This window comes from uncultured Polaribacter sp., assembly GCF_947497695.1.
Taxonomy (GTDB): Bacteria; Bacteroidota; Bacteroidia; order Flavobacteriales; family Flavobacteriaceae; genus Polaribacter.
The window spans coordinates 205070-228612 of record NZ_CANMHM010000003.1 but is presented as its reverse complement, the minus strand read 5'-3'; the positions used below and the strand labels follow the sequence as shown (position 1 = coordinate 228612).

General features: G+C 28.6%; 17 protein-coding genes. 9 read left to right on the top strand and 8 right to left on the bottom strand.

Annotation, left to right across the window (positions count from 1 at the left end):
• Position 1 precedes the first annotated feature (1 nt).
• The 3 genes from Q0731_RS05330 to Q0731_RS05320 are packed head-to-tail and all read right to left on the bottom strand — an operon-like array spanning position 2 to position 3700.
• Complete coding sequence (locus tag Q0731_RS05330; RefSeq protein ID WP_299060905.1) at positions 2 to 1393, bottom strand: bifunctional UDP-3-O-[3-hydroxymyristoyl] N-acetylglucosamine deacetylase/3-hydroxyacyl-ACP dehydratase; 1392 nt, start codon at positions 1391 to 1393, stop codon at positions 2 to 4.
• Positions 1393 to 2430 (bottom strand): UDP-3-O-(3-hydroxymyristoyl)glucosamine N-acyltransferase, encoded by a 1038-nt coding sequence (gene lpxD / locus Q0731_RS05325; protein ID WP_299060903.1) that lies wholly within the window; start codon positions 2428 to 2430, stop codon positions 1393 to 1395. The genes Q0731_RS05330 and lpxD overlap by 1 nt, the downstream gene beginning before the upstream one ends.
• A gap of 46 nt (positions 2431 to 2476) precedes the next feature.
• Complete coding sequence (locus Q0731_RS05320; protein ID WP_299060900.1) at positions 2477 to 3700, bottom strand: HD domain-containing protein; 1224 nt, start codon at positions 3698 to 3700, stop codon at positions 2477 to 2479.
• A gap of 232 nt (positions 3701 to 3932) precedes the next feature.
• On the opposite strand from Q0731_RS05320, the gene Q0731_RS05315 reads away from it, so the two are divergent.
• The 5 genes from Q0731_RS05315 (at position 3933) to Q0731_RS05295 (ending at position 11936) form a co-directional block, all read left to right on the top strand.
• Positions 3933 to 5480, top strand: a complete 1548-nt coding sequence (locus Q0731_RS05315; protein WP_299060898.1) for a bifunctional response regulator/alkaline phosphatase family protein — start codon at positions 3933 to 3935, stop codon at positions 5478 to 5480.
• Positions 5481 to 5749: 269 nt separating this feature from the next.
• Positions 5750 to 6157 carry a tRNA (adenosine(37)-N6)-threonylcarbamoyltransferase complex ATPase subunit type 1 TsaE gene (tsaE, locus tag Q0731_RS05310; protein WP_299060896.1) on the top strand — a complete coding sequence of 136 codons (408 nt, stop codon included), beginning with the start codon at positions 5750 to 5752 and terminating at the stop codon, positions 6155 to 6157.
• 7 nt (positions 6158 to 6164) lie between these two features.
• On the top strand, positions 6165 to 7361 hold the full coding sequence (locus Q0731_RS05305) for an alanine dehydrogenase (RefSeq protein WP_299060894.1): 1197 nt from the start codon (positions 6165 to 6167) through the stop codon (positions 7359 to 7361).
• Positions 7362 to 7423: 62 nt separating this feature from the next.
• Entirely contained in the window at positions 7424 to 11518 is a 4095-nt protein-coding gene (locus tag Q0731_RS05300) for a T9SS type B sorting domain-containing protein (RefSeq protein ID WP_299060892.1), read from the top strand.
• 49 nt (positions 11519 to 11567) lie between these two features.
• Positions 11568 to 11936 (top strand): DUF4258 domain-containing protein, encoded by a 369-nt coding sequence (locus Q0731_RS05295; RefSeq protein WP_299060890.1) that lies wholly within the window; start codon positions 11568 to 11570, stop codon positions 11934 to 11936.
• 99 nt (positions 11937 to 12035) lie between these two features.
• Here Q0731_RS05295 and Q0731_RS05290 read toward each other — a convergent pair whose 3' ends face one another.
• A complete protein-coding gene (locus Q0731_RS05290) occupies positions 12036 to 12710 on the bottom strand; it encodes an RNA methyltransferase (protein WP_299060888.1) in 675 nt (224 codons plus the stop codon).
• 66 nt (positions 12711 to 12776) lie between these two features.
• Between Q0731_RS05290 and Q0731_RS05285 the strand changes: the two genes are divergently transcribed.
• Positions 12777 to 13460: an NAD-dependent deacylase gene (locus Q0731_RS05285; protein ID WP_299060886.1), complete on the top strand. Its 684-nt coding sequence runs from the start codon at positions 12777 to 12779 to the stop codon at positions 13458 to 13460.
• Between the two features lie 6 nt (positions 13461 to 13466).
• On the opposite strand, the gene manA is transcribed toward Q0731_RS05285, so the two are convergent.
• From manA to Q0731_RS05270, 3 genes are read right to left on the bottom strand one after another with little or no spacing between them, the layout of a single operon-like run.
• Entirely contained in the window at positions 13467 to 14696 is a 1230-nt protein-coding gene (gene manA / locus Q0731_RS05280) for a mannose-6-phosphate isomerase, class I (protein ID WP_299060884.1), read from the bottom strand.
• Between the two features lie 4 nt (positions 14697 to 14700).
• On the bottom strand, positions 14701 to 15117 hold the full coding sequence (locus Q0731_RS05275; protein WP_299060882.1) for a hypothetical protein: 417 nt from the start codon (positions 15115 to 15117) through the stop codon (positions 14701 to 14703).
• A 1-nt stretch (position 15118) separates the two neighbouring features.
• Positions 15119 to 16339: a response regulator gene (locus Q0731_RS05270; RefSeq protein WP_299060880.1), complete on the bottom strand. Its 1221-nt coding sequence runs from the start codon at positions 16337 to 16339 to the stop codon at positions 15119 to 15121.
• Positions 16340 to 16527: 188 nt separating this feature from the next.
• On the opposite strand from Q0731_RS05270, the gene Q0731_RS05265 reads away from it, so the two are divergent.
• From Q0731_RS05265 to Q0731_RS05255, 3 genes are read left to right on the top strand one after another with little or no spacing between them, the layout of a single operon-like run.
• The gene (locus Q0731_RS05265) at positions 16528 to 19617 is read left to right on the top strand and encodes a hypothetical protein (protein WP_299060878.1); all 3090 of its coding nucleotides are present in this window, start codon (positions 16528 to 16530) and stop codon (positions 19615 to 19617) included.
• A complete protein-coding gene (locus Q0731_RS05260; protein ID WP_299060876.1) occupies positions 19617 to 20831 on the top strand; it encodes a hypothetical protein in 1215 nt (404 codons plus the stop codon). The genes Q0731_RS05265 and Q0731_RS05260 overlap by 1 nt, the downstream gene beginning before the upstream one ends.
• Positions 20825 to 22339 carry a glycoside hydrolase family 2 TIM barrel-domain containing protein gene (locus tag Q0731_RS05255; RefSeq protein ID WP_299060874.1) on the top strand — a complete coding sequence of 505 codons (1515 nt, stop codon included), beginning with the start codon at positions 20825 to 20827 and terminating at the stop codon, positions 22337 to 22339. Before Q0731_RS05260 ends, Q0731_RS05255 begins: the two co-directional genes overlap by 7 nt.
• Here the strand turns inward: Q0731_RS05255 and Q0731_RS05250 are convergent.
• Positions 22332 to 23540 carry a glycosyltransferase gene (locus tag Q0731_RS05250; RefSeq protein WP_299060872.1) on the bottom strand — a complete coding sequence of 403 codons (1209 nt, stop codon included), beginning with the start codon at positions 23538 to 23540 and terminating at the stop codon, positions 22332 to 22334. The two genes, Q0731_RS05255 and Q0731_RS05250, sit on opposite strands and share 8 nt — an antisense overlap.
• Between the last annotated feature and the right edge of the window lie 3 nt (positions 23541 to 23543).

The following is a 23543-nucleotide window of genomic DNA, read 5'->3' as shown; positions in this document are numbered from 1 at the left end:
CTTATTTAATTTTAGATATTTGTGCCATTAATTCTGCTTCTGCAACAATTTTTCCATTTGCATAGGCATAAGCTTGCATGTGACAAATACCTCTTCTAATAGGTGTTATTAATTCGCACTTAAAAATTACAGTATCACCAGGTAAAACTTTTTGTTTAAACTTTACTTTATCCATTTTCATAAAGTAAGTTAAATAATTTTCTGGATCTGGTACTGTGTTTAAAACTAAAACTCCTCCACATTGAGCCATTGCTTCTACTTGTAAAACTCCTGGCATTACAGGAGAACCTGGAAAATGGCCTACAAAAAAGTTTTCATTCATAGTAACATTTTTCATACCAACAACATGTTTGTCTGATAGTTCTAAAATTCTATCAATCAATAAAAATGGAGGTCTGTGAGGTAACACATCCATAATTTGATGAATATCCATTAAAGGAGTTTCATGTAAATTATAAGAAGGGACATTATTTCTTTTTTCAGCTTTAATAATTTTTGCTAATTTTTTAGCAAACTGCGTATTAATTAAATGTCCTGGTTTATTAGCAATTACTTTACCTTTAATTCTGATACCCACCAAAGCCAAATCGCCAATCACATCTAATAATTTATGTCTAGCAGCTTCATTTGCCCAGTGTAAAGTAAGGTTGTCTAAAATTCCATTTGGCTTAATTGCAATATCGTCCTTTTTAAAAGCTTTCTTTAGTTTTTCCATAGTACTTGTTGATAATTCCTTATCAACATATACAATTGCATTGTTTAAATCACCACCTTTAATAAGGTCGTTTTCTAAAAGCATTTCAATTTCGTGTAAAAAGCTAAAAGTTCTTGCAGCGGCTATTTCTTCTTTAAAGTTAGCTATTTTATCTAAAGTAGCATTTTGAGTACCTAGTATTTTAGTTCCAAAATCTACCATAGCTGTAACTTGGTATTCATCTGAAGGCATTAAAATAATTTCACTTCCTGTAATTTCGTCTTTATAAGAAATAATTTCTTTAACAACATACTCTTCTCTATCTGCATCTTGTTCTTCAATACCTGCTTTTTCTAGTGCTTCTACAAAATATTTTGAAGAACCATCCATAATTGGAGGCTCAGCATTGTCTAATTCTATTAAAAGATTGTCTATATCTAAACCAACAGCAGCAGCTAAAACATGCTCTGAAGTCTGAATTTGAACACCATTTTTCTCTAAATTAGTTCCTCTTTGTGTATTTACAACATATTCTGCTCTTGCAGCTATAATTGGCGATCCTTCTAAATCTATTCTGCTAAAAGCAAAACCATGATTTACAGGAGCTGGTTTAATTGTCATATTTACAGTTTTACCAGTATGAATCCCTACACCAGATAAACTAATTTCTTTTTGAATTGTTTTTTGCTTGTTACTCATTATGAGGTAGTTTTTTGAGTCTTCAACTCTTTTTCTAAGTTATTTATTTTTGCTGCTATTTTAGGTAAATTTCTAAAATAGACAGCACTTTTATTAAAATCTTGTATTTTAAATGCAGGTGAGCCATTAACCATTTCATTGTCTTTTATATTTTTAGAAATACCTGCTTGAGCTAAAATTTTTACATTATTCCCCACCTTTATATGACCCACAAAACCAACTTGTCCTCCAATCATACAATTTTCGCCAATTTTAGTAGAACCTGCAATACCTGTTTGTGATGCAATTACAGTGTTTTTACCAATTTCTACGTTATGTGCAACCTGTATTTGATTGTCTAACTTTACTCCTTTTCTTATCATTGTAGATCCCATTGTAGCTCTATCTATGGTACAAGCAGCACCAATATCTACATTATCTTCAATAATTACATTACCAATTTGTGGGATTGCTGTGTATTCTCCATTTGAAGTTGGAGCAAATCCAAAGCCATCACCTCCAATAATGGTTCCTGAATGAACTTTACAATTATTCCCCATTATTGTTTCCGAGTAAATTTTTACACCAGAAAAAATAACACAATTATTACCAATTGTGGTATTATCACCAATATAAACATTGGGATAAATCTTAACATTTTCTCCTAAAATTACATTCTCTCCTAAATAAGAAAATGCACCTATATATTCATTATTTCCAATTTTAGCAGAATCAGAAATAAAATGAGGAGATTCTCTACCTAGTTTATTATTTTTTACTTCATTGTAAAAAGCTAAAATTTTAGAAAATGCTTCATAAGCGTTTTCTACTTTTACAAGAGTTGTTGTAATTTTTTTTTCGGGATAAAAGTCTTTATTAACAATTGCTACAGAAGCATTAGAAGTGTATAAAAAAGAAGTATACTTAGTGTTAGAAAGAAAGGTTAAACACCCTTTTTCTCCTTCTTCTATTTTTGAAATTTTTGAGACTTCTACATCAGGATTCCCAATGATTTCGCCTTCTAAAATATCTGCTATCTGTTGTGCTGTAAATTTCATTAAATGCGAAAATATAAAATTTAAAATGATTTGGCTAATATCATTGTTATTTTGGGTAACAAATAAAATGTTTTACAACAGGATTTGTAAGTGTTTGTATATTAAATTGGTCTGATGCTTTTGCAATATCTTTTAAATCTCCGCTTTTATTTAGTATAAAAATTGGTTTTTCTTGTTGATATGCTTGGTTTTCTATCTTTTTAGTAAACACGAAGAATTGTGCTTCTGAGTAAGAAAGTTCTAATTTTTTTGCAATATTATTAATTTTATCAACAACTGCTGTTTCATCAAATTCATTTTTTTTCATTTCTATTCGTAATAATTTTCTATCAATAATCATTTTTGATAAAAGTGATAACACTTTGTCTTTATGATTTGACCATTCTTTAATGGCTGATAAAATATCATAATCATCTAATCTAGAAAACATATTAAGTGTTTCGTTATTAAAATTGACTTCAGAAATTTGATTGTACAAAAAATATTTTAATGCAGCACTTGCAAATAATTCTTCTCCTTTTTCAGCCAATTCCTTGGCTCTTTTTAAAACATTCACTAACATGTTTTCAGCCACTAAACCTGTTTTATGTAAATACACTTGCCAATACATTAAACGTCTAGCAATCAAGAATTTTTCTACAGAATAAATTCCTTTCTCTTCAATTACTAGTTCATCATCTTTTACATTCATCATGGCAATTAATCGATCTGATGAAATATTACCCTCAGCAACACCTGTATAAAAACTGTCTCTTTTTAAATAATCTAATCGATCAATATCTAACTGACTAGAAATTAATTGGCATAAAAATTTACGATGGTATTTTTTTTCAAAAATTTGAATTGCTACATCTAATACCCCATTAAATTCGTTATTTAATTTTTTCATAAATCTTAAAGAAATTTCTTCATGAGAAATTCCTCCAACAATACTATGCTCTAAAGCATGAGAATAAGCACCATGACCAATATCATGCAACAAAATAGCAAGGTATAATGCATCTTCTTCTTCGTTAGAGATTTCAACTTCTTTAAAACGCAGTCCTTCTACTGCTTTTTGCATTAAATGTATGCAACCAATTGCATGATGAAAACGTGTGTGATTTGCACCTGGATACACCAAATTAGAAAAACCCATTTGGGTAATTCTTCTTAAACGCTGAAAATAAGGATGTTCTATAATATCAAAAATTAAAGTATTGGGTATTTGTATAAATCCATAAATAGGATCATTTAAAATCTTTAATTTATTAGGCTTGTTTTTTTTCAAAAGATATTTTTTATCAACTTAAAACAAAAATACACATTATTATGAAACGCCTATATTTCTTTACTTTATTTTAAATAATTTCTTTAAACTATTAAAAATCATATTCTTTTATTTATTGTAATATTTCTTCTAATCTATTATTTTTTTTGGCAATATTTTATCATTTATAAAGACTAAAAAGTATAACAAAACATTACTTTTATCGTTAAATGTTAAAATTTAAAGATACTATATGAGCAGCATACAAATTTTATGGGTAGATGATGAAATTGAATTATTAAAACCTCACATTCTTTTTTTAGAACGTAAAAATTACAAAGTAACAACCAGTACAAATGGTGCTGACGCTATTGATTTAGTAGATGAAGAAAATTTTGATATTGTTTTTTTAGATGAAAACATGCCTGGGTTAACAGGTTTAGATACACTTGCAGAAATTAAACAAAAACAAGCCAATTTGCCTGTGGTAATGATTACCAAAAGTGAAGAGGAATATATCATGGAAGAAGCCATTGGCTCTAAAATTGCAGATTATTTGATTAAACCCGTAAATCCGAGTCAGATTTTATTGAGTTTAAAGAAAAACTTAGACCATTCTCGTTTAATTACTGAAAAAACAACTTCTAGTTATCAGCAAGAATTTAGAAAAATTTCGATGGATTTAGCCATGGTAAATTCTTATGAAGAATGGATTGAATTGTACAAAAAACTGGTTCATTGGGAATTAGAACTAGAGACAATTAGCGACCCAGGAATGCTGGGTATTTTAGAAAGTCAGAAACAAGAAGCAAACAGTCAGTTTTTTAAGTTTATTAAAAAGAATTATGAAGATTATTTAACAGCACATGATAAACCTGTTTTTTCACACACTTTATTTAAAGATTATGTAGTGCCTGAATTAAGTAAAGATCAAGGTGTTTTATGGGTTATTATTGATAATTTACGTTATGACCAATACAGAATTTTAGAACCAATCATAAATAATCATTATAAGAAAGACCAAGAATATTCGTATTTCTCTATCTTACCAACTGCAACTCAATATGCTAGAAATGCAATGTTTTCTGGTTTGATGCCTTCTGAAATGGAAAAACGTCATCCAAATTTTTGGAAAAATGATACTGATGAAGGGGGAATGAATCTGCATGAAAATGATTTTTTATCAGCACAAATAAAACGTTTAAGTTTAGATATTAAACACGAGTATTATAAAATTACCAACCTTAAAAATGGTAAAGATTTGGCTGATAATTATAATGGAACCAAACAAAACGATTTAACAGCTGTGGTGTACAATTTTGTTGATATGTTATCGCATTCAAAAACAGAATTAGAAGTAATAAAAGAATTGGCTGGTGATGATAAAGCGTATCGTTCTTTAACCTTAAGTTGGTTTAAAAACTCACCTTTGTTTGAGATTATACAAAAAGCACAATCATTAGGGCAAAAATTAATTATTACTACAGATCATGGAACTATTAATTGTAAAAACCCAACAAAAGTAGTTGGAGACAAAAATATTAGTGCAAACCTACGTTATAAAACAGGTAGAAGCCTGTCTTACGAAGAAAAAGATGTATATGCTGTTAGAAACCCTAAAGACATATTTTTACCAACTGTGGCAATGAATAGTCCGTTTATTTTTGCCAAAGAAGATTTATTTTTTGCATATCCAAACAACTTTAATCATTTTGTAAAATATTATAAAAACACCTATCAACATGGAGGCATTTCTTTAGAGGAAATGATTATTCCTTGTGTTGTTTACAGCCCTAAGTAAAAGAGTTGGCAGTTAAAGTGATATTTAAGAATAAGTATCTATTTAAAACTAAGAATTGTTTGTTAACTTAATTAGTTTATTAAAGTAACCATAAAGTTTTTTACGCTGTAAAGCATATCATAAATATAGTAAGAACATAAAATTTGACATCTGCAATTAATAATTTTTTAAGATTCTTTTAGAACAACAAAACTGTGTAGATAATTAGTTGATGTTATTTGACTAATAACAGATACTGAAAACTGAATACTTTTTCTATTTTTGCTTTTATGAACAAAAACTATTCTTTAGAAAATTTATCTGAAGTTGCCACAGAACTAATTGCATCCGTAGAAAATAAAACATTGTTGTTTTACGGACAAATGGGGGTTGGCAAAACAACGCTTATCAAAGAAATTTGCAAGCAATTAGGTATTTTAGACAACATCTCCTCTCCTACTTTTTCTTTAGTAAATGAATATCAAACTTCAAACGAAGAGCGTGTTTTTCATTTCGATTTTTATAGAATTGAAGAGGAAGAAGAAGCTTTAGATATAGGAATTGAAGAATATTTTGATTCGAATACTTGGTGTTTGATAGAATGGCCAGAAAATATCAAAAATTTATTACCTTTAGATGCTGTTCAAATTCATTTGTCTATTTTAGATAATCAGCAACGTAATATTCAACTAAAATAACCAAACTATGAGTTCATTTTCTCCTTTCAGTAAAGAAGAATTACTTCCACAAGAAGAAAAGTTAGAAATTAAAAGACATAAAGGAGAATTATTTATTGGTGTACCCAAAGAAACCTATTTAGGAGAAAAGAGAGTCTGTTTAACACCAGATGCTGTTTCTGCTTTGTGTGCTCATGGACACAGAATTGTTATAGAAACTGGTGCAGGAGATCATGCTAATTTTCCTGATAAAGAATATTCTGAAGCAGGTGCAAAAATTTCTTATGCAATAGAAGAAGCCTTTAAATGTAATATTGTTTTAAAAGTAGCCCCACCAACAGAAAAAGAAATTGAATATATAAACCCACAAGCAATTTTAATATCCTCTTTACAACTAAAAACACAATCTAAAAAATACTTTGAGTGTTTGGCAAAAAAAAGAATTACAGCCATTTCATTTGATTATATAAAAGATGAACACGATTCTTTTCCAATTGTAAAATCTTTAAGTGAAATTGCAGGTACTGCTTCTATTTTAATTGCAGGAGAATTAATGAGTGGTGTGCATAATGGAAATGGCTTATTATTAGGAAATATAGGAGGTGTGCCTCCAACAAGTGTCGTTATTTTTGGGGCTGGTACTGTTGGTGAGTATGCAGCAAGAACTGCCATTGGTTTAGGTGCAAGAGTAAAGGTTTTTGACAATTCGATTAGTAAATTAAGAAAATTACAAGATTGTTTGCATTCACCAATTTACACATCAACTTTACAACCAAAATCTGTTTTAAAAGCATTAATGCGTTGTGATGTTGCTATTGGAGCAATGAGAGGTAAAAATAGATCGCCAATTTGTGCCACAGAAGAAATGGTGGAAAAAATGAAAGAAGGTGCAGTAATTATAGATGTAAGTATAGACAGAGGTGGCTGTTTTGAAACCTCTAATATAACAACTCACAGTACTCCTACTTTTGTAAAACATGGTGTTATTCACTATTGTGTACCTAATATTCCTGCTCGTTATTCTAGAACTGCTTCTGTATCTATTAGTAATATTTTTACACCTTATTTACTTAATATTGCTGAAGAAGGTGGTTTTGAAAATACAGCAAGATTTGATAAAAGTTTGCGAAACGGCATGTATTTTTATCACGGAATTTTAACCAACAAAACAGTTGCAGATTGGTTTGATTTGCCTTTTAGAGATATTAATTTATTAATGCTTTAAAACAATAATGCTTAAAACATACAGTTACTACTGTTAATATTTTATAAAGTATCAACTAAATTATGCCCTTAAATTTGCTATTTAAAAGGATTAAAATTTTAATATCAATTTTTATTTTTACCTTAAATTCTTTTTCACAAACAATTCGTATAGATAATGTTTCTAATTCTAAAGAAGAATTAGTAAATTTATTGGTTAACAACCCTTGTATTAAAACTACTAATGTTCAAATTTCTTCAAATCAATCTATAGCTTATTTTAATAATAATGGAGGCGATTTTCCATTATCTGAAGGAATAATTATTAGAAATGGTATTGCAAAATACTCTGAAGGTTCTTATACAAACACCAACCTAAGCAGTGAAATATCTCAAAATTCAGATCCTCAATTACAAGCAATAATTAATCAAAATGGTCAAACTTCTAAAATAACTGATGTGGCTTTTTTAGAGTTTGATTTTGTTCCATTAGGCAATAGCTTTAACTTTAATTTTTTATTTGCATCTAATGAATATGGAGAGTTTCAATGTGGTTTTAGTGATGTCTTTGCCATCTTTTTAATAAATTTAGATACTGGAGAAACCATCAATTTAGCAACCTTACCTGAAAGTAATAAAAACATTTCTGTTCAAAATATTAGAAATAACCTTTATAATTCTAGCTGTAGCTCTATTAATCCAAATTTATTTGACACTTTTAATGATGAAAACTCAACCAATTCATTATTAAATATGAGAGGATATACAAAAACACTCAACGCAGTTGCAACTGTGGTTCCTAATAATTCTTACCAATTAAAATTTGCTATTGGAGATAATAATGATGCTGATTATGATTCTGCTGTTTTTATACAATCTGGGGGGTTTGACATTACTTTAGATTTAGGAGCAGATAAAACTATTTGTGATGGCGAAAAATTACTCATAGATTCTGGCTACACAAATACAACAGATTTTAAATATACTTGGTTTAGAAATGGAGATCCTATTTTAGGAGAAGAAAACCCTACAATAGAAATTAATCAAACAGGAGTTTATAGTTTAGAGGCTTCAATAACAAACTCTGGCTGTGTTTTAACTGATGAAATTACTATTTTTGATTTACCTGTAAATACACCTCAAAATCTTTACCAATGTACTGATAATAATATAGGTGAATTTGATTTAACAACAAACAATTTAAATAATTTAGGCATTGATGAAAATATATATAACATTTCTTATTACAATTCCTTAACCAATGCCATCATTAATAATCCTCTAGACTCAAGTGTTTTAACAAATTACCAATCTTCAGGAAACGAAACTATTTATATCAAATTATACAATAAAACAACCAATTCATTTTGTAATGCTATTTTAGAATTTAAATTACTATTTTTAGATGTTAAAGCAACCAAACCTAATAATTTTTCGATTTGTGAAAATGAAAACATCATTAATTTATCAACTTTAGTTGAAACTGAAATTTTAAATAATGCAGATTCTGTAAATTATACGATTAATTACTTTTTATCTGAAAGTGAAGCGAATAACAATGATAACAAAATAGCTAATCCTTTAGCATTTCAAGTACCTAATAATGTTGATGATTTTACAGTTTGGGCAAGGTTAATGAACAATAATTGTTTTGATATTGTTAATTTTCAAATAGATATTATTAAAGCTCCTATTTTAAATGAAATAGAAGATATTATTGCCTGTACAACTTATATATTGCCAAATTTAGCCAGTGGTTTTTACTATACAGGCCCAAATAAAACTGGTAATCAATTATTTTCTGGTGATGAAATTACAGAAAACACTACTCTGTACATATATAATGAAAATACTCAAGGTTGTTTTATTGAAGAAAACTTTACAATAACTTTAGCAAAAGATTTTTCTATTGATTTAGAACATTGCAATCAATATATTATTCCAGAAAGCCTTTTAGGAGAATTTTACACAGAAAAAAATGGCCCAAATGGAACTGGTAATTTAATAACTCCAGGAACAGCTATTACAGAAAGTTCAACAATTTATTTTTATGCTCAAATAGAAGATGTATTTTGTTCTGATGAAGAGTATCAGTTAATAATCTACAATTTACCTGTTGTAGATTCTAAAAACGATGTTGTAACTTGTAATTCTTACCAACTACCAAAAATTACAAATGGTAATTATTTCACTGAAAATAATGGTGAAGGAAATCTACTAAAAGAAGGAGATTTAATTACAAGTAGTCAAACTATTTATATTTTTAATGAGAACACAACTACTAACTGTACAAATTCAAATTCATTTACAGTAAGTATTATTGATCAAAGTGAATTTAAAGATATAGTTGCTTGTAACGGACAATACATAATTCCGAGTTTTCCTTTTGGAAATTATTACACAGAAAATAATGGATTAGGTAGCATTATTCCTTCAGGAACTGTAATAACAAATTCTCAAACAGTCTATTATTATGCTCCAGAAATTACAACAACAGATAACTGTACTGGTATTGAGTTAAGTATAATAGTTTACCCTATTGTACCAGTAGATGTATTAGACAACATCATAAAATGTGAAAATGATTTACCAACATTACCTGTTTTAACAAATGGAAATTATTTTACAGAAGCTAATGGAGAAGGAATAAACTTAACAGCTGGAGATTTAATTGATACAAGTCAAACAATTTATATTTATAATAAAACAAATTTTTGCGACAATGAATCGAGCTTTAATATCAGTATAAAAGAGATACCAACTGTAGATAATTTTACAGATATTTCTAGTTGTGAACCCTATACTTTACCAACTTTAAAAAATGGGCAATATTTTACTGAAACAAATGGGCAAGGAACAGAATTATTTGCAGGCCAAATAATTGAAACTACACAAGATGTATACATTTTTAACAAAGATAATGAAATAGGTTCTTGTAGTAATGAAAACGTTTTTAGAGTTAATGTTTATGGAATTATTGTAGACAAACCAGCAAACGTACTTGCTTGTGAATCTTACACACTTCCTAAATTAAATGTCGGAGAATATTACACAGAATCTGGTGGTAATGGAGTACAATTAAGTCATGGAGATGTTATTACAGCATCACAAACAATTTACATTTATGCCCAAAATGGAAATCGTTTTTTCTGTGAAGATGAACATGCTTTTACAGTTGATATTTTTGAAACTCCAACGATAACCATACCAAATTTAGAAACTTGTGGTAGTGTAACATTACCAAATTTATCTGATGCAGATATAACTGTAGAATATTACAGAAGCCCTAATAAAGAAGATTTTATAGATTTAAAAGACTATACAATTACAACTATAGGATCACAAACAATATACTTTCATGCATATCCTAAGGGCAATCCAAACTGTTTTCAAAACGGAAATTTTAATATCCATGTTTATCCATTATTAGATTTAGAAATACAAGGAGGAACAATTTGTGTTGATTATAAGACTGGTAATACTACAAATCCTTTTTTATTGCAATCAAATTTAGACGTAAATGAGTTTACAGTGCAATGGTTTTTAGAAGATGAGTTAGTAGGTACAGGTCCAGACTACAACGCATTCAAAGCAGGTACTTACACAGTAAAAACGATAAAATTACAACCAGAAATGCCTCCAAATTGTAATTATTATCCTACAGAAGTTGTTGTAGAAAGTTCCAATCCAAAGTTTGAAATTAAATTTTTAACCAATTATTTTGTTAATTTATATACTATAGAAGTTAATGAAACTAATTTTAGTTTTGGCAATTATATGTATGCTTTAGATGATGGTCCTTTTCAGGAATCTCCAATTTTTGAAAACATTGGTCCAGGTTTATATACTTTAAAGGTAAAAGATCTTACAGGTATTTGTGGAGATTATTTTGTGGAGTTTACAGCTTTTGATTATCCTAAATTTTTTACACCAAATGGGGATGGTATCAATGATACATGGAATATTACAGATATTAAAGACGACTTAAATGCTACCATAAAAATATTTTCTAGATATGGAGAGCTAATTACAGTAATAAAACCAAGTGAAAAAGGTTGGAATGGCTATAATAATTATGGCAAAAAAGCAAAACCATCTGATTATTGGTTTGTAGTAGAATACAAACAAGGAGATCGAATTGCCCAATTTAGAGCTCATTTTTCTTTATTAAATAAATAATATTCTTTTAAGCGATAAAAAAACTAAATTTGCAATTCAAAAATTAGAGATGCTCATTAAAAGAATAGGATATTATTTAGTAGGTTTATCATTAGGCTGCATTGGAGTTTATTTTTTCTGGCAAAAAAAACAAGCCACTTTTGATTATGGAATGGATTCTAGAACATTAAAATCTATCAGAATAAAAAAACGTTTATTTTCTGAGGATGCTACAAATGCAATGCAAAAATTTGATATTGATACTCTAAAAATAAAAACAATTTTATATACTGGTGATGTTGATTTTGGCAAAGGAAATCCTAGACAAAAGCCTTGTGCAGAATATTTTATAACAGGTTCAAAAGAATTAGAAAACATCAGTTTATTAGTAAAACGATGCGATTCTACTGCAACTATTCAGAAAATTATTGTGGAGTAAACTGATTAGAGAGATGAAGCAAGCTATCTTTTCTAATTTGAAATAGTTGTATCTTTATACAGCTTAGGTATGTCTTTTAATAAATATTCAGAAAAATAATTACACCTCTAAGTTTTGGTAATAATGCTTTTCTATTTTATCGACGTTTTTAATTGTTTTACGTACCCAATTGTAATACAAAACGTTTTTTTCTTCATCAGATAATTGCCAATCTACATCAGAATTTCTCAATTTTGTAGTTATATCTTGTAAAATAATAGCTGCTGCAACAGAAATATTTAAACTTTCTGTAAAACCAACCATGGGTATTTTTAAAAATCCATCTGCTTGTTCTTTCACATAATCAGAAACCCCCTCTGCTTCTACTCCAAATACAAATGCAGATTTTTTAGTCACATCAAAATCTTGCAATAAACAAGAATCGTTATGAGGTGTTGTTGCAATAATTTGATAGCCTTTTTTGCGTAAATTGTCTAAGCAAATTTTAGTGTTATCTCCATCTGCTTTATATCGTCTTGAAGTTATCCATTTTTGTGAACCTTTTGCAACATGTCTAGAAACTCTATTCGAATACTTATTTTCAATGGCATGTACATCTTGTACACCAAAAATATCTGCTGTTCTAATTACAGCACTAGCATTATGTGGCTGAAAAATATCTTCTAACACCACTGTAAAATGTCTCGTCCTATTTTCTAATACTTTTTTAAAGAGCGTTTTTCTTTTATCTGTTAAATAGCCTTCAAAATAGTTCAATAATTTTTCATCAATCATAGCTACAAACTTAAATTATTATTTTTATCTTTATAGAGGATTTTACAAAAATACTTCATCCAATTTATGAAAAAAATAGTCGTTTTAACAGGAGCAGGCATTTCTGCAGAAAGTGGCATACAAACTTTTAGAGATGCTGATGGTTTGTGGGAAGGACATGATGTGATGGAAGTTGCTTCGCCTGAAGGTTATGAGGCAAATCCTGAATTGGTTTTAGATTTTTACAACCAACGTAGAAAACAATTATTAACTGTTAAACCCAATAAAGCACATTTTAATTTAGCTGAATTAGAAGACAATTTCCATGTAGAAATTATTACACAAAATGTAGATGATTTGCATGAAAGAGCTGGTAGTGCTAAAATAACACATTTACATGGCGAACTTTTAAAAGTTAGAAGTTCTATTGATGAGAATATTGTGTTAGACTGGAAAAAGGACTTGTTTTTAGGAGATTTATGTCCTAAAAAAAGTCAATTAAGACCACATATTGTTTGGTTTGGAGAAATGGTCCCTATGTTAAACAAAGCTATAGAAATTGTAAAAAAGGCAGATATTCTAGTCATTATTGGTACTTCTATGCAAGTATATCCTGCAGCTGGGTTAATAGATTATATAAAACCAAACACGCCAATTTATTTTATAGACCCCAAACCTTCAGTTACTAAATATGATTTTGAAAATTTAACAATAATTGAAGATGTTGCTAGTTTGGGGACTCATAAATTATTAAAGATTCTTAACAAATAGTAATTTTTAACTCTCTGGAACACTTGCTTTATAGATTTCTACAGTTGTTTCCGTTTCAATTTTATAAGCAGTATTTGGACGAATAAATACAGATTGTCCTTTTTCTAAATGTGTTATTTCATCATTTTGAGTTACTGTAGCTGAACCTTTTAAAAGTAAAAGAATTTCTACAGAATTAGATATTGAGTTATGTTTTACCGTTTTTTCTAAATCAATTTTACTCAATTCAAAATCATCTGCTGTTGTCTTGTAAACAGTTTCTCCATTATCTTTACTGCTTGTTCCTTTTAATATTTTAGGGATTGTTTCTTCAAATTTTGTGTGTTTTAAAAGCTCATCAACATCTATATGTTTGGTTGTTAAACCACCTCTTAAAACATTGTCTGAATTTGCCATTAACTCAATATTTTTACCCTCTAAATATGCATGTGGTACTCCTGCATCTTGAAAAATAGCCTCACCTTTAGATAAATTTAAAATATTAAAAAAATAGATTGAAAAAATGCCTCTATCAATAGTATCAAAATTGTTGTTTTGTATGGCTTTTGCAGCCCAATATTCTGGAGAAGACTTCTCTATTCCATCATTTAAAAACTTTGGAAGTATTCTTTTTACCAATGGTTTTAAAATTACGTTTACTTCTTCTTGAGTAAATTGCATAACTTTTTTGTATAATTCTAAATATCCTTCTTCTAAAAAAACAGGTAATAAAAAATTTAATTCTTTAGTTTCAGATAGGTTTTTAATTATTTTACTTCTTTCTAAAAAACCATGCAACAACCAAAAATCACCCAAAGCAACCATTACTTCTGGTTTATGATTTTTATCTTTATAATTTCTGTTACTATCTGTTAATAAAATTCCTTTTTCATTTTCTAACTCAAAACCAATTTTAGCAGCCTCTTTTGTAGGATGCACTTGAATAGAAAGCATTTTATGTACATCTAAAACTTTAAATAAAAAAGGCAATTTTTTAAAAGAATTGGCTACTTTTAAACCTAAATTTTCGGTAGGGTTTTCGTTTAAAAAAAGGTCTAAATTCATGCTTCCTTTTTCTGTATCTATTATTGATGGAGCTTTAGCATGAGCACCTAACCAATATTCTGCAAAGTTGTTATCTGTACTATTTTTCTTTTTAATTAAGTTAGGTATAAAACTTTTACCTCCCCAATCGTAATTTTGTACTTTTCCTTTAATTTTGTAAATACCGCTATTTATATGAGTTCTTGTTTCCATTTTGTTATTTTTTATCGTTTAAAACTTCATTTAAAGAGTAAACAGATCTTAGTAAAACTCTTTCTTCCTTTTTAGAAATAAACTCTTGTTTAAAAACTGCTATTAACTTTTTAAGTAGCATTGGGTTTGCAATACTAATGGGTTGTGCATAAATAATGAGTTGAATATCTTCTTTGTTTGATAAAAATCGAACACCTGCTTTTACTGCTAATTTTATCGATGTTTCTTTTCTTAGGTTTACAATTGCAACATCATTATTTAATGGTTCTTTTAAACTTTGTATCTCTTTAAAAAAGTTGTCGTGATTTCCGTTATTTACCAAGCATATTTTAATTTTTTCATTAAAAAAAGTGCTAAAATTTAAAGTGTTTGATAAAATACCTTCATTTTTTCCAAAAATTATTATAATTCCTTTCTTCACATTAAACCTCTTTCAAGTTCTGAAAAACAAAATCACTTGTTTTGTAATTTCTATTTAGTGTTACAGTACTATTTTTCTTCTTTTTTTTAGAGTAAAACCATGCTATTTGTCCTAATTGAAAAACAATTTTCATAGAATCTTTCATAGATAATTTAGAACCATCTGCATGAATCCATCTTTTTAAAGGTTGTTCACACAACATTTCTTTTGCTTTTTGCAATCCAAAATGTAAAGTTATTCTTCTAAAAATTTCTACATCAAAAATCCACTGAGTTACAAATTTTTCTGCAAATGAAATTTCAATTACATCTTTATGAAAGATTTTTGCCCCACATTGTGTGTCTTTAAAATCCATTTTTAAAATCTTTCTAATGATAAAATTAATAGTCATACTAATAATTTTTCTTGCAGATTCTTTAGTAATATCTGCACCCATTCTGCTAATTCTAGAACCACTCACTATTTTATAATCAGAGTTTTCTATGGTAGAAACTAAAGCATCAAAATCTGTTAAATCTGTAGATAAATCTGCATCTAAAAACCCTATGTAATCTAAATCGTCATGTTTTGCCATGTGCAACATTCCTTGTCTTACTGCTTCTGCTTTCCCTCCGTTTTTTTCACAATCATATACTGTAATAAAATCTTCTCTTCCTTTTCTAAGATCGTTTAAAACCTCTAAAGTTTTATCTTTACTACCATCGTTTACAAAACATAAATGGTACCCAGAATTTTCATCAATAAAATTAGTAAACTCGTTACTTAACAATCTTTCTTCTTCATTATAACAAGGTATTACCACACCAACACATCTTTGTTGTATAATGGTGTTTTTAGAAGAGTTTGTTTGATTAGTTACAACAGGTGCTCCTATTAATCTTTTTACTCTTGCACAAACTTCTACCAAACTCAAAGGTTTTTTCATGTAGTCATTAATACCTAAATCAAAACCTTCAGTAATCATAGCATCATCTGTATTACCAGATAAAACCATAATTGGAGTGCTCGCATTTTTAGTGTTTCTAATATGTTTTACAACTTCTAAACCAGATATTAAAGGCATATTAATGTCTACAATTACCAAATCTGGCTGAAAAGAATCGTATAATTCAATTCCTTTTGTTGCGTTTGTTTCAGTTAAAACTTCATAACCTAATTCTTTTAATCTATTTTCTAATGGGATTAAAACTAATTTTTGATCATCTATTGCTAATACTTTCATACTATTTATTTTTATAAGTTTGTTGCTTAATTACACGTCAAAAGTACTTTTGTTTTAAAAACTAAAAGTGCGATATCGCTTTAAGCGAACTTTTGTATAGATGAATGGAAGTTTACTTACGTCAAATAAAATTTTGCTTACAATTTAAAAGATTTATATTTACAGTACTTTAAGTGAGTCCCTTGTTAATGAAAGAAAAATCTAATAAATACTTAATAACAGCAATACTACTTGCCTTAGTTTTTCATGGGTCTACCATATTTTATACTTTAGAGACTACTTATGATGCTTTAATTCACTTATTTTTTGCAGATCATTATGCAAATAGTTGGTTTGAACCTTGGAATTATAAGTGGTACACAGGTTTTACTGTACAAAGTTATCCTCCTTTAGTGCATCAATCTATAGCAGCTTTGTCTTTAATTGGTGGTTTAAAATTTGGGTTGTTTACAGTTGCATTAATTGCTATTGTACTTTTTATAACAGGAGCTTACAGATATTCTTTACTAATTACTGCCAACAGAACAGTTGCTGGCTATGCAGCTATTTTGGCTGTTTTTTCATCTTCTTTTGTAGAAACCTTGCATATTTTTGGGCAATTACCCAGTATTATTGGGGTTTCTGTATTAATGCATGCTTTGCCAGAAATTTATTTATGGTTAAAAACAGGGAAGTTTAAATTCTTTTTTACATCTCTTTCTTTAATTGCTGTAACAGTTACTTCTCATCATGTAACTCCAATTTTCGGAATGTTATTTTTTATATTCCCATTAATTGGTACTGTTATTATGGATGTTGCAAAAGAAGAAGTTGCTTCTTATAAAGAGGTTACGTTTTCTTTATTTATAAAAACATTTGTAAAACAATTAAAACGAAATTTAGGTTTTGGGTTTTCGTCTTTGTTTTTAATCATCTTTTGTATTTTTCCTTATTGGATGAATTCTAAATTAAACCCAATTACACAAGTGCCAATTCCTCATGGCTCTAGAGATAGTTTTATAGACGTAACTTCTTCTGGATTGGTGTTTTTTACCATTCCTTGGGGAATTTTATTATTTATAATGCCCTATATTTTTTACAGATATTTTAGCAAAAGATATTTATTTTTTGGCTTGTCTTTTACCATGTTGGTAATTTTAGGAACTGGTGGCACTACTCCAATTCCTAAAATGATATTGGGCGAAACTGCTTTTAATATTTTAACCTTAGATAGGTTTACACTTTGGGGTTCTATTATGTCTATTCCCATTTTTGGCGAATTTATCTACAGATTTGTAGAAGGAGATTTAAAAACGTTAATTCAAGAACGTTTTGGAGCTGTCTATCACAGATTATTGGGAGGATTTTTAGCGGCATTATATGTTGGTATGGTAATTTTTACCATGAGTTTAGGGTATTTTAGACCTTCTCAACCTCAAAAAATTAAAATGTTACCCATTGTGAATTTTTTAAGTCAAGATTCTCACGATCAATGGCGTTATTTAACACTTGGTTTTGGCGATCAAATGGCTTGGTTAGCAGCACAAACCAATGCTATGAGTGTAGATGGAAATTACCATTCTGCAAGACGTTTACCAGAATTAACCACAAGACCAATTGAACGTTTAGAAAATTCAAAATTTAAAGGTGTTGCAGGTATTGGCTCTTTACAGCAGTTTTTAACCACGCCAGAAAAATACAATTTAAAGTATATTTTTTCTAATGATAAATTTTACGATCCTGTGCTGTTTTTCTGTGGATGGCAACGTTTGTCTCAATTAGAAAACGGAATTATGGTTTGGGAAAAATTAAACGTCCCTCCTATTTCATCCATTTTACCAAAGGAAGATGTTTCTGCTTGGGTAAAAATAATTTGGGGAATTATTCCTTTTTTAACTGTGTTAATTGCTTTTATACTGAACATTCAATCTTTGTTTGTGCATAGTTTAAAAACAAAAGTAAAAGCTGCACCTGCTTATTTTAAATTTAAGGTTGCTTATCAGAAATTTCCTAAAAAAGTATTAAAAGCATTTCATATTTGGGCTGTAATTTTACTGGTGGTTATTGCTTATGCTTGTTATATGTTTTACATTAAAAATGATACACAAAGGTCTCCAGAAAATGTGGTAAAGGCCTATTATGATGCATTAGACTTTAAAGAATTGAATAAGAGTTTTACCTACATAGATCCTGAAGATATATTAACAAGAGATCAATATTTATTAGAAATATCTGTTACCGATGGTTTGTTAAGTTCGTATGCAAAATTAGACGCTATTTACACTGAAGTTTTAAAACAAACAGATAGTTTAACTACTTTAAAAGTAGAAACAAAATGGATTACTCCTTTAGAAAAACTATCTAAAACAGCTTACAAAACAACTGTTAAAAGAGCAGGAAAATGGTATTTAAAGCCCACAAGAAAATCCATAGATTTACCACCAGATCAATTATACTCTAAAAATAGCACAGGGTATTTTAACCAAGGTAGAAGAAGAATTACTACAGAACAAACACATCATGAAGATGTTTTAAAACAACCCGTTTTAGAAATTGTGTCTGCAAAGTTGATAAAATTCAATAAACATTATGCTATTGTTGGTACTGTTCAAAATATAGACAATGTTCCATCAGACGTAGTCTTAAAAGGGACACTTTATAATGATGATAATAAGGAATTGGCAACCTACAATGCAAAACATATTTTAAAGCATAAATTAATGCCAAAAGAAATTAGTGCCTTTAGAATTAATTTTGAAGGAATTGCCTGGTCTAAAACCAAAGATTCTATTCCTAAAACTTTTAATCCTGATGAATTTACGCCTGTAGAATTAGCAGAACAACCTACTAAATTTAATTTACAAGCTGCAGGAAATACCTCAAATTCAGATTTATTTAAAGACATTGTTTTAAGTGAAATAAATATTACACCAAACAAAATTAATGGAACTTTATTTAATAGTGGAATTCAAGAAATAACAGTGCCACAATTAATTATTACTTTTTATAATGATGATAAAAAAATGATTTGGGTAGATAATTTATTCTTAAAAGAAGGCATTAGACAAGAAAGAAAGCTAAGATTTGAATATTCAATTCCTGAAAATCCATCTATAAAAACAATTAGTGATGATATGCGTTTTTGCTTTGTAAACGGATTGCCAAATAAAGATATTGCCTTTAAAATAATACCCAACAGAATACAAAACCATACAATTAATGAGTTACAAAAAGTAAACCATCCACTTTTTAAGTATGTAAAAATAGAGTTGAATATGTATATAGGAAATCCGAAATAATGAAATTAAAACAGCTTTTTTTTCTAGTATTTTTTCAATTTATAAGTGTTTCTTTTTTTGGTCAAGAAACAATTAATAAGGCCACAATTGCTTTAGTCTCACCAAAAAATAACTTTAGAGTTTGTGATACAGTTAAACTAGAATTTGCAGTACAAAAGGCAACAACTCTTCAATTATACTGTGCAAATAGTTATGGAGCTACTGTTTTAAAAGCAGACGTTATCAATAATAAGGCTACTTTTACAATCCCTAAATTTTTATCTAAAAAAAGAGGCATTTTAACCTGGAAAATTATCAATAAGAAAGAAACAATTTCTGGTAACATTTCTATGCTTCCACTTCAACAACCCAAAACTTTAGAAACCTATTTAGGACCACCAAGTATTGATGCTGGTGAATTAGATTACACAATGTTAGTGGTAATACCTACAGATAGTTTAGACAATCCTATCACAGATCATAGTAAAGTTGATGTTAAATATCAATTTTTATCATCAGAAAAAAGAACACCTATTAAAACCGATAAATTAATTGGTCATAAAAATATATATGCTCCTAAAAAAAGTGGTAGAATGCTTATTTCTTCGGAATCTTATGGCATAAACTCCAAAGAATTTGATGTAAATGTAATGCCAGCCATTGCCACCTACTTTAAACTGTTTGTAAGCAGAAATCATGACTATGCAGATGGAAACCAAATAACTACCTTTTTTACATCAACCATAAAAGACAAAAACAATAATATTGTTAGTGATGGAAGTTATATTGAGTTTTTTATCACCAATAAAAAAGGAAATATTTTAAAAACAGCAGGTACAACCATAAATGGAGTTGCACATGCTAAAATTGTACATCCAGATTTTGAAGACAATTGGCAAGTAAAAGCTTATTTTGTAGGTATTGCAGAAAGTGATGTGCTAAAAATTAGCTACAAAAAAGTCATAGAAGATTATAATGTTTCTTTTAGCAATAAGAATAGAAACATTACAATTGGGCCATTAAAAAGTTTTATGAATCAGATAATTCCTGATGGATTATCAGTAAAACTTTCTATTTATAAAAATAATATTTTAGTTACAGAACTCTTTAAGGAATCTAACAATGGGTTTGCTAATTTTTATTTAAACCCAAATATTTTTGAAAATAATACCTATAAAATTGTGATTGAAACTGCAGAAATACAAAAAGAATTTAAAAGTTTTAAAGTATGGTAAAAACTAATAAAAGAATTCTTAGAGGTTTTTTAATGTTAACCTATGTTTTAATTATTAGCATTCTTCTATTTTTAATTAGCAGTGTGTATAGCTTTTTAAATACAGGTGCAGACAGAAGTAAAATGCTGCATACAGAAGTAAAAAAAGTAGATCAATATTTGCCAAAAGTAACTTGGACCTTAGATGGTAATGAAGGCCGAAAAATAAGTCAGCAAAAAATAAATGCTGTAGAAAATGACTATTTAGATGCCTGGTATGTAAAACACATCGCCTATAAAACCAATACAAAAGCAGGTATTGAAGATTATTTTACAGAAAGTGCTAGAGAAAACATTTACAGTATTTTAAAATACAATAAATTAAATAAAATAACTACAGAAGGTACTACATTAGCACATCATTTAGATATTGAGTTTTTTAGTGAAGATGGGCAATTAATTGTTTTAAAAGACACTGATGCTGTTGCTTATAAAAAAGTTTTTAAAGATAACCAATTAATTTTAGAAACTACAGAAAAAGCAACCTATAGATATGTTTTATTGTTAGAAGATGGTTTTTGGCGAATTAGACACATGGTAAAAGAAGCTTCAGAAAATTATAAAACTGAATTTAAAAAAGCAACTATTGCTTATGCTGGTATAAAAGGGATTAATTATTATCCACAAGCAACTCCTTGGAATATGTATGGAGAAGCTTTTGATATAAATATTATAGAAAACGATTTTAAAATAATTAAAAATGCGGGCTTAAATTCCATTAGAATTTTTGTGCCTTATGAAGATTTTGGAAAAGCCAATGTAAAGATTGATAAACTAGAAAAACTTGAACAAGTTTTAGATAGTGCAGAAAAAGAAGGTTTAAAAGTAGTAGTTACTTTATTCGATTTTTATGGCAATTATGATGTTTTAGATTGGACATTAAATCACAGACATGCAGAAATTGTGGTGGACAAATTTAAAAATCACAACGCTATTTTAGCTTGGGATGTAAAAAACGAACCCAATTTAGATTTTAATTCTAGAGGAAAAGAAAACGTAACTGCTTGGTTAGATTTTATGATTTATTTAATTAAATCTATCGATAAAAAACACCCTGTAACTATTGGATGGTCTAACACAAAAAGTGCGACTATTTTAAAAGATAAAGTAGATATTGTTTCTTTTCATTATTACGAAGATGTAAATAATTTTGAAAGCGAATACGCAACATTAAAAGAAAACATAAAAGACAAACCAATTATTTTACAAGAGTTTGGACTCTCATCTTATGGTGGTTTTTGGAGACCTTTTGCCAGTTCTGAAGAAGAACAAGCCAACTATTATAAAAAAATACAAAAAGTCCTGACAAAGAATTCGATTCCTTTTATGTCATGGACTTTGTATGATTTTGATGATGTACCCAAAGAAGTTTTAGGGAAACTTCCTTGGCGAACAAATCCTCAGAAAAAATATGGTTTTATAAATAGTGATGGTATTAAAAAACCCTCTTTTGAGTTTATTTCTAAATAATAGAAGGTTTAGAAAAAGTAGCTTGTTTTTTAGAAGATATAGTTTCAAATTCTTCTAAATACATATTGGTAATTCTTTCCATTGGAAAAGCAGTTGCTGCTTTATAGTTTGCTTCTTCTAATTGAATTCTATACCCATCATTTGTTACAATTGCTTCAATAGCATTGGCTAAACTTTCTGTACTTTCTGGTTCAAAAAATTCTCCTCTATACCCTTCATCTACAACTAGAGTTGCCAAATCGCCTAAATTAGGCATTACAACAGCTTTACCATAACTACCTGCTTGGTGTAAAACACCAGAGCTACCTGTTGTAGAAGTATAAGGAAAAACAACCACTGCACTTTCGTTAAACAACGTTTCTACTTGGTTTTCTTCTACATAACCTGTAAACGTTATTTGTGGTATGTGTTTGTATTTTTCTTTTACATTATCTAAATAACCAAGTACATTTGGGTTGTCTGTACCTGCAATTACAATCTCTAAATCTAAACCAGAAGATTTTCTTACTTTTTCTACAGCTTCTATCATAGATTCTACTTTTTTGTAAGTTCCAAACTTACCAAAAGTCATTACTTTTAAAGGACCTTTTGATAAAGTATGTGATGGCTTTTTAGGAATTTCAAAAGTTCCATGAGGAATCATTTTTACATTATTCACCTTATACTTTTCTTGTAAAGTAGTAACATATTTATCCATAGTAACAGCAACTATATCTGCTTTTAAAATAAGTTTTGTTAAACTTGTACCAATAAAATTATATGCTTTTTGCAAAAATTTATTTGAAGTAAAACCTGCCTTTTCTAAATCTGTTTGCTCTAAAATATTATGTAATAAAACAATGGTTGGTATTTGCTTAATTTTACAAACTAATGGCAAAGCCAAACCTAAAGCAGCTGCTAATTTTTTATCGCCAAATTTCATAAATTGTAAGTTAAACAATACAGCATCTGGTTTTGTTTTACTAATTGCTTTTGTAACATTTACAATGTTTGTATAACTATTAAACTTCCAGCATTCTTTTACTGTAATTTTACATCCATTTTCTGTAAAATTAATGTCTTTTCCTTCTGGTGTTTTATCTGTTAATAGAACCAATTCTGTTACTTTTTTACTTTGTCTAAAGCTTTTTACTAAATGATATGCATATTCATTTAAAGTTACTTTACTTGGTGGATATGCTGTTACAATTGCTAATTTCATAAT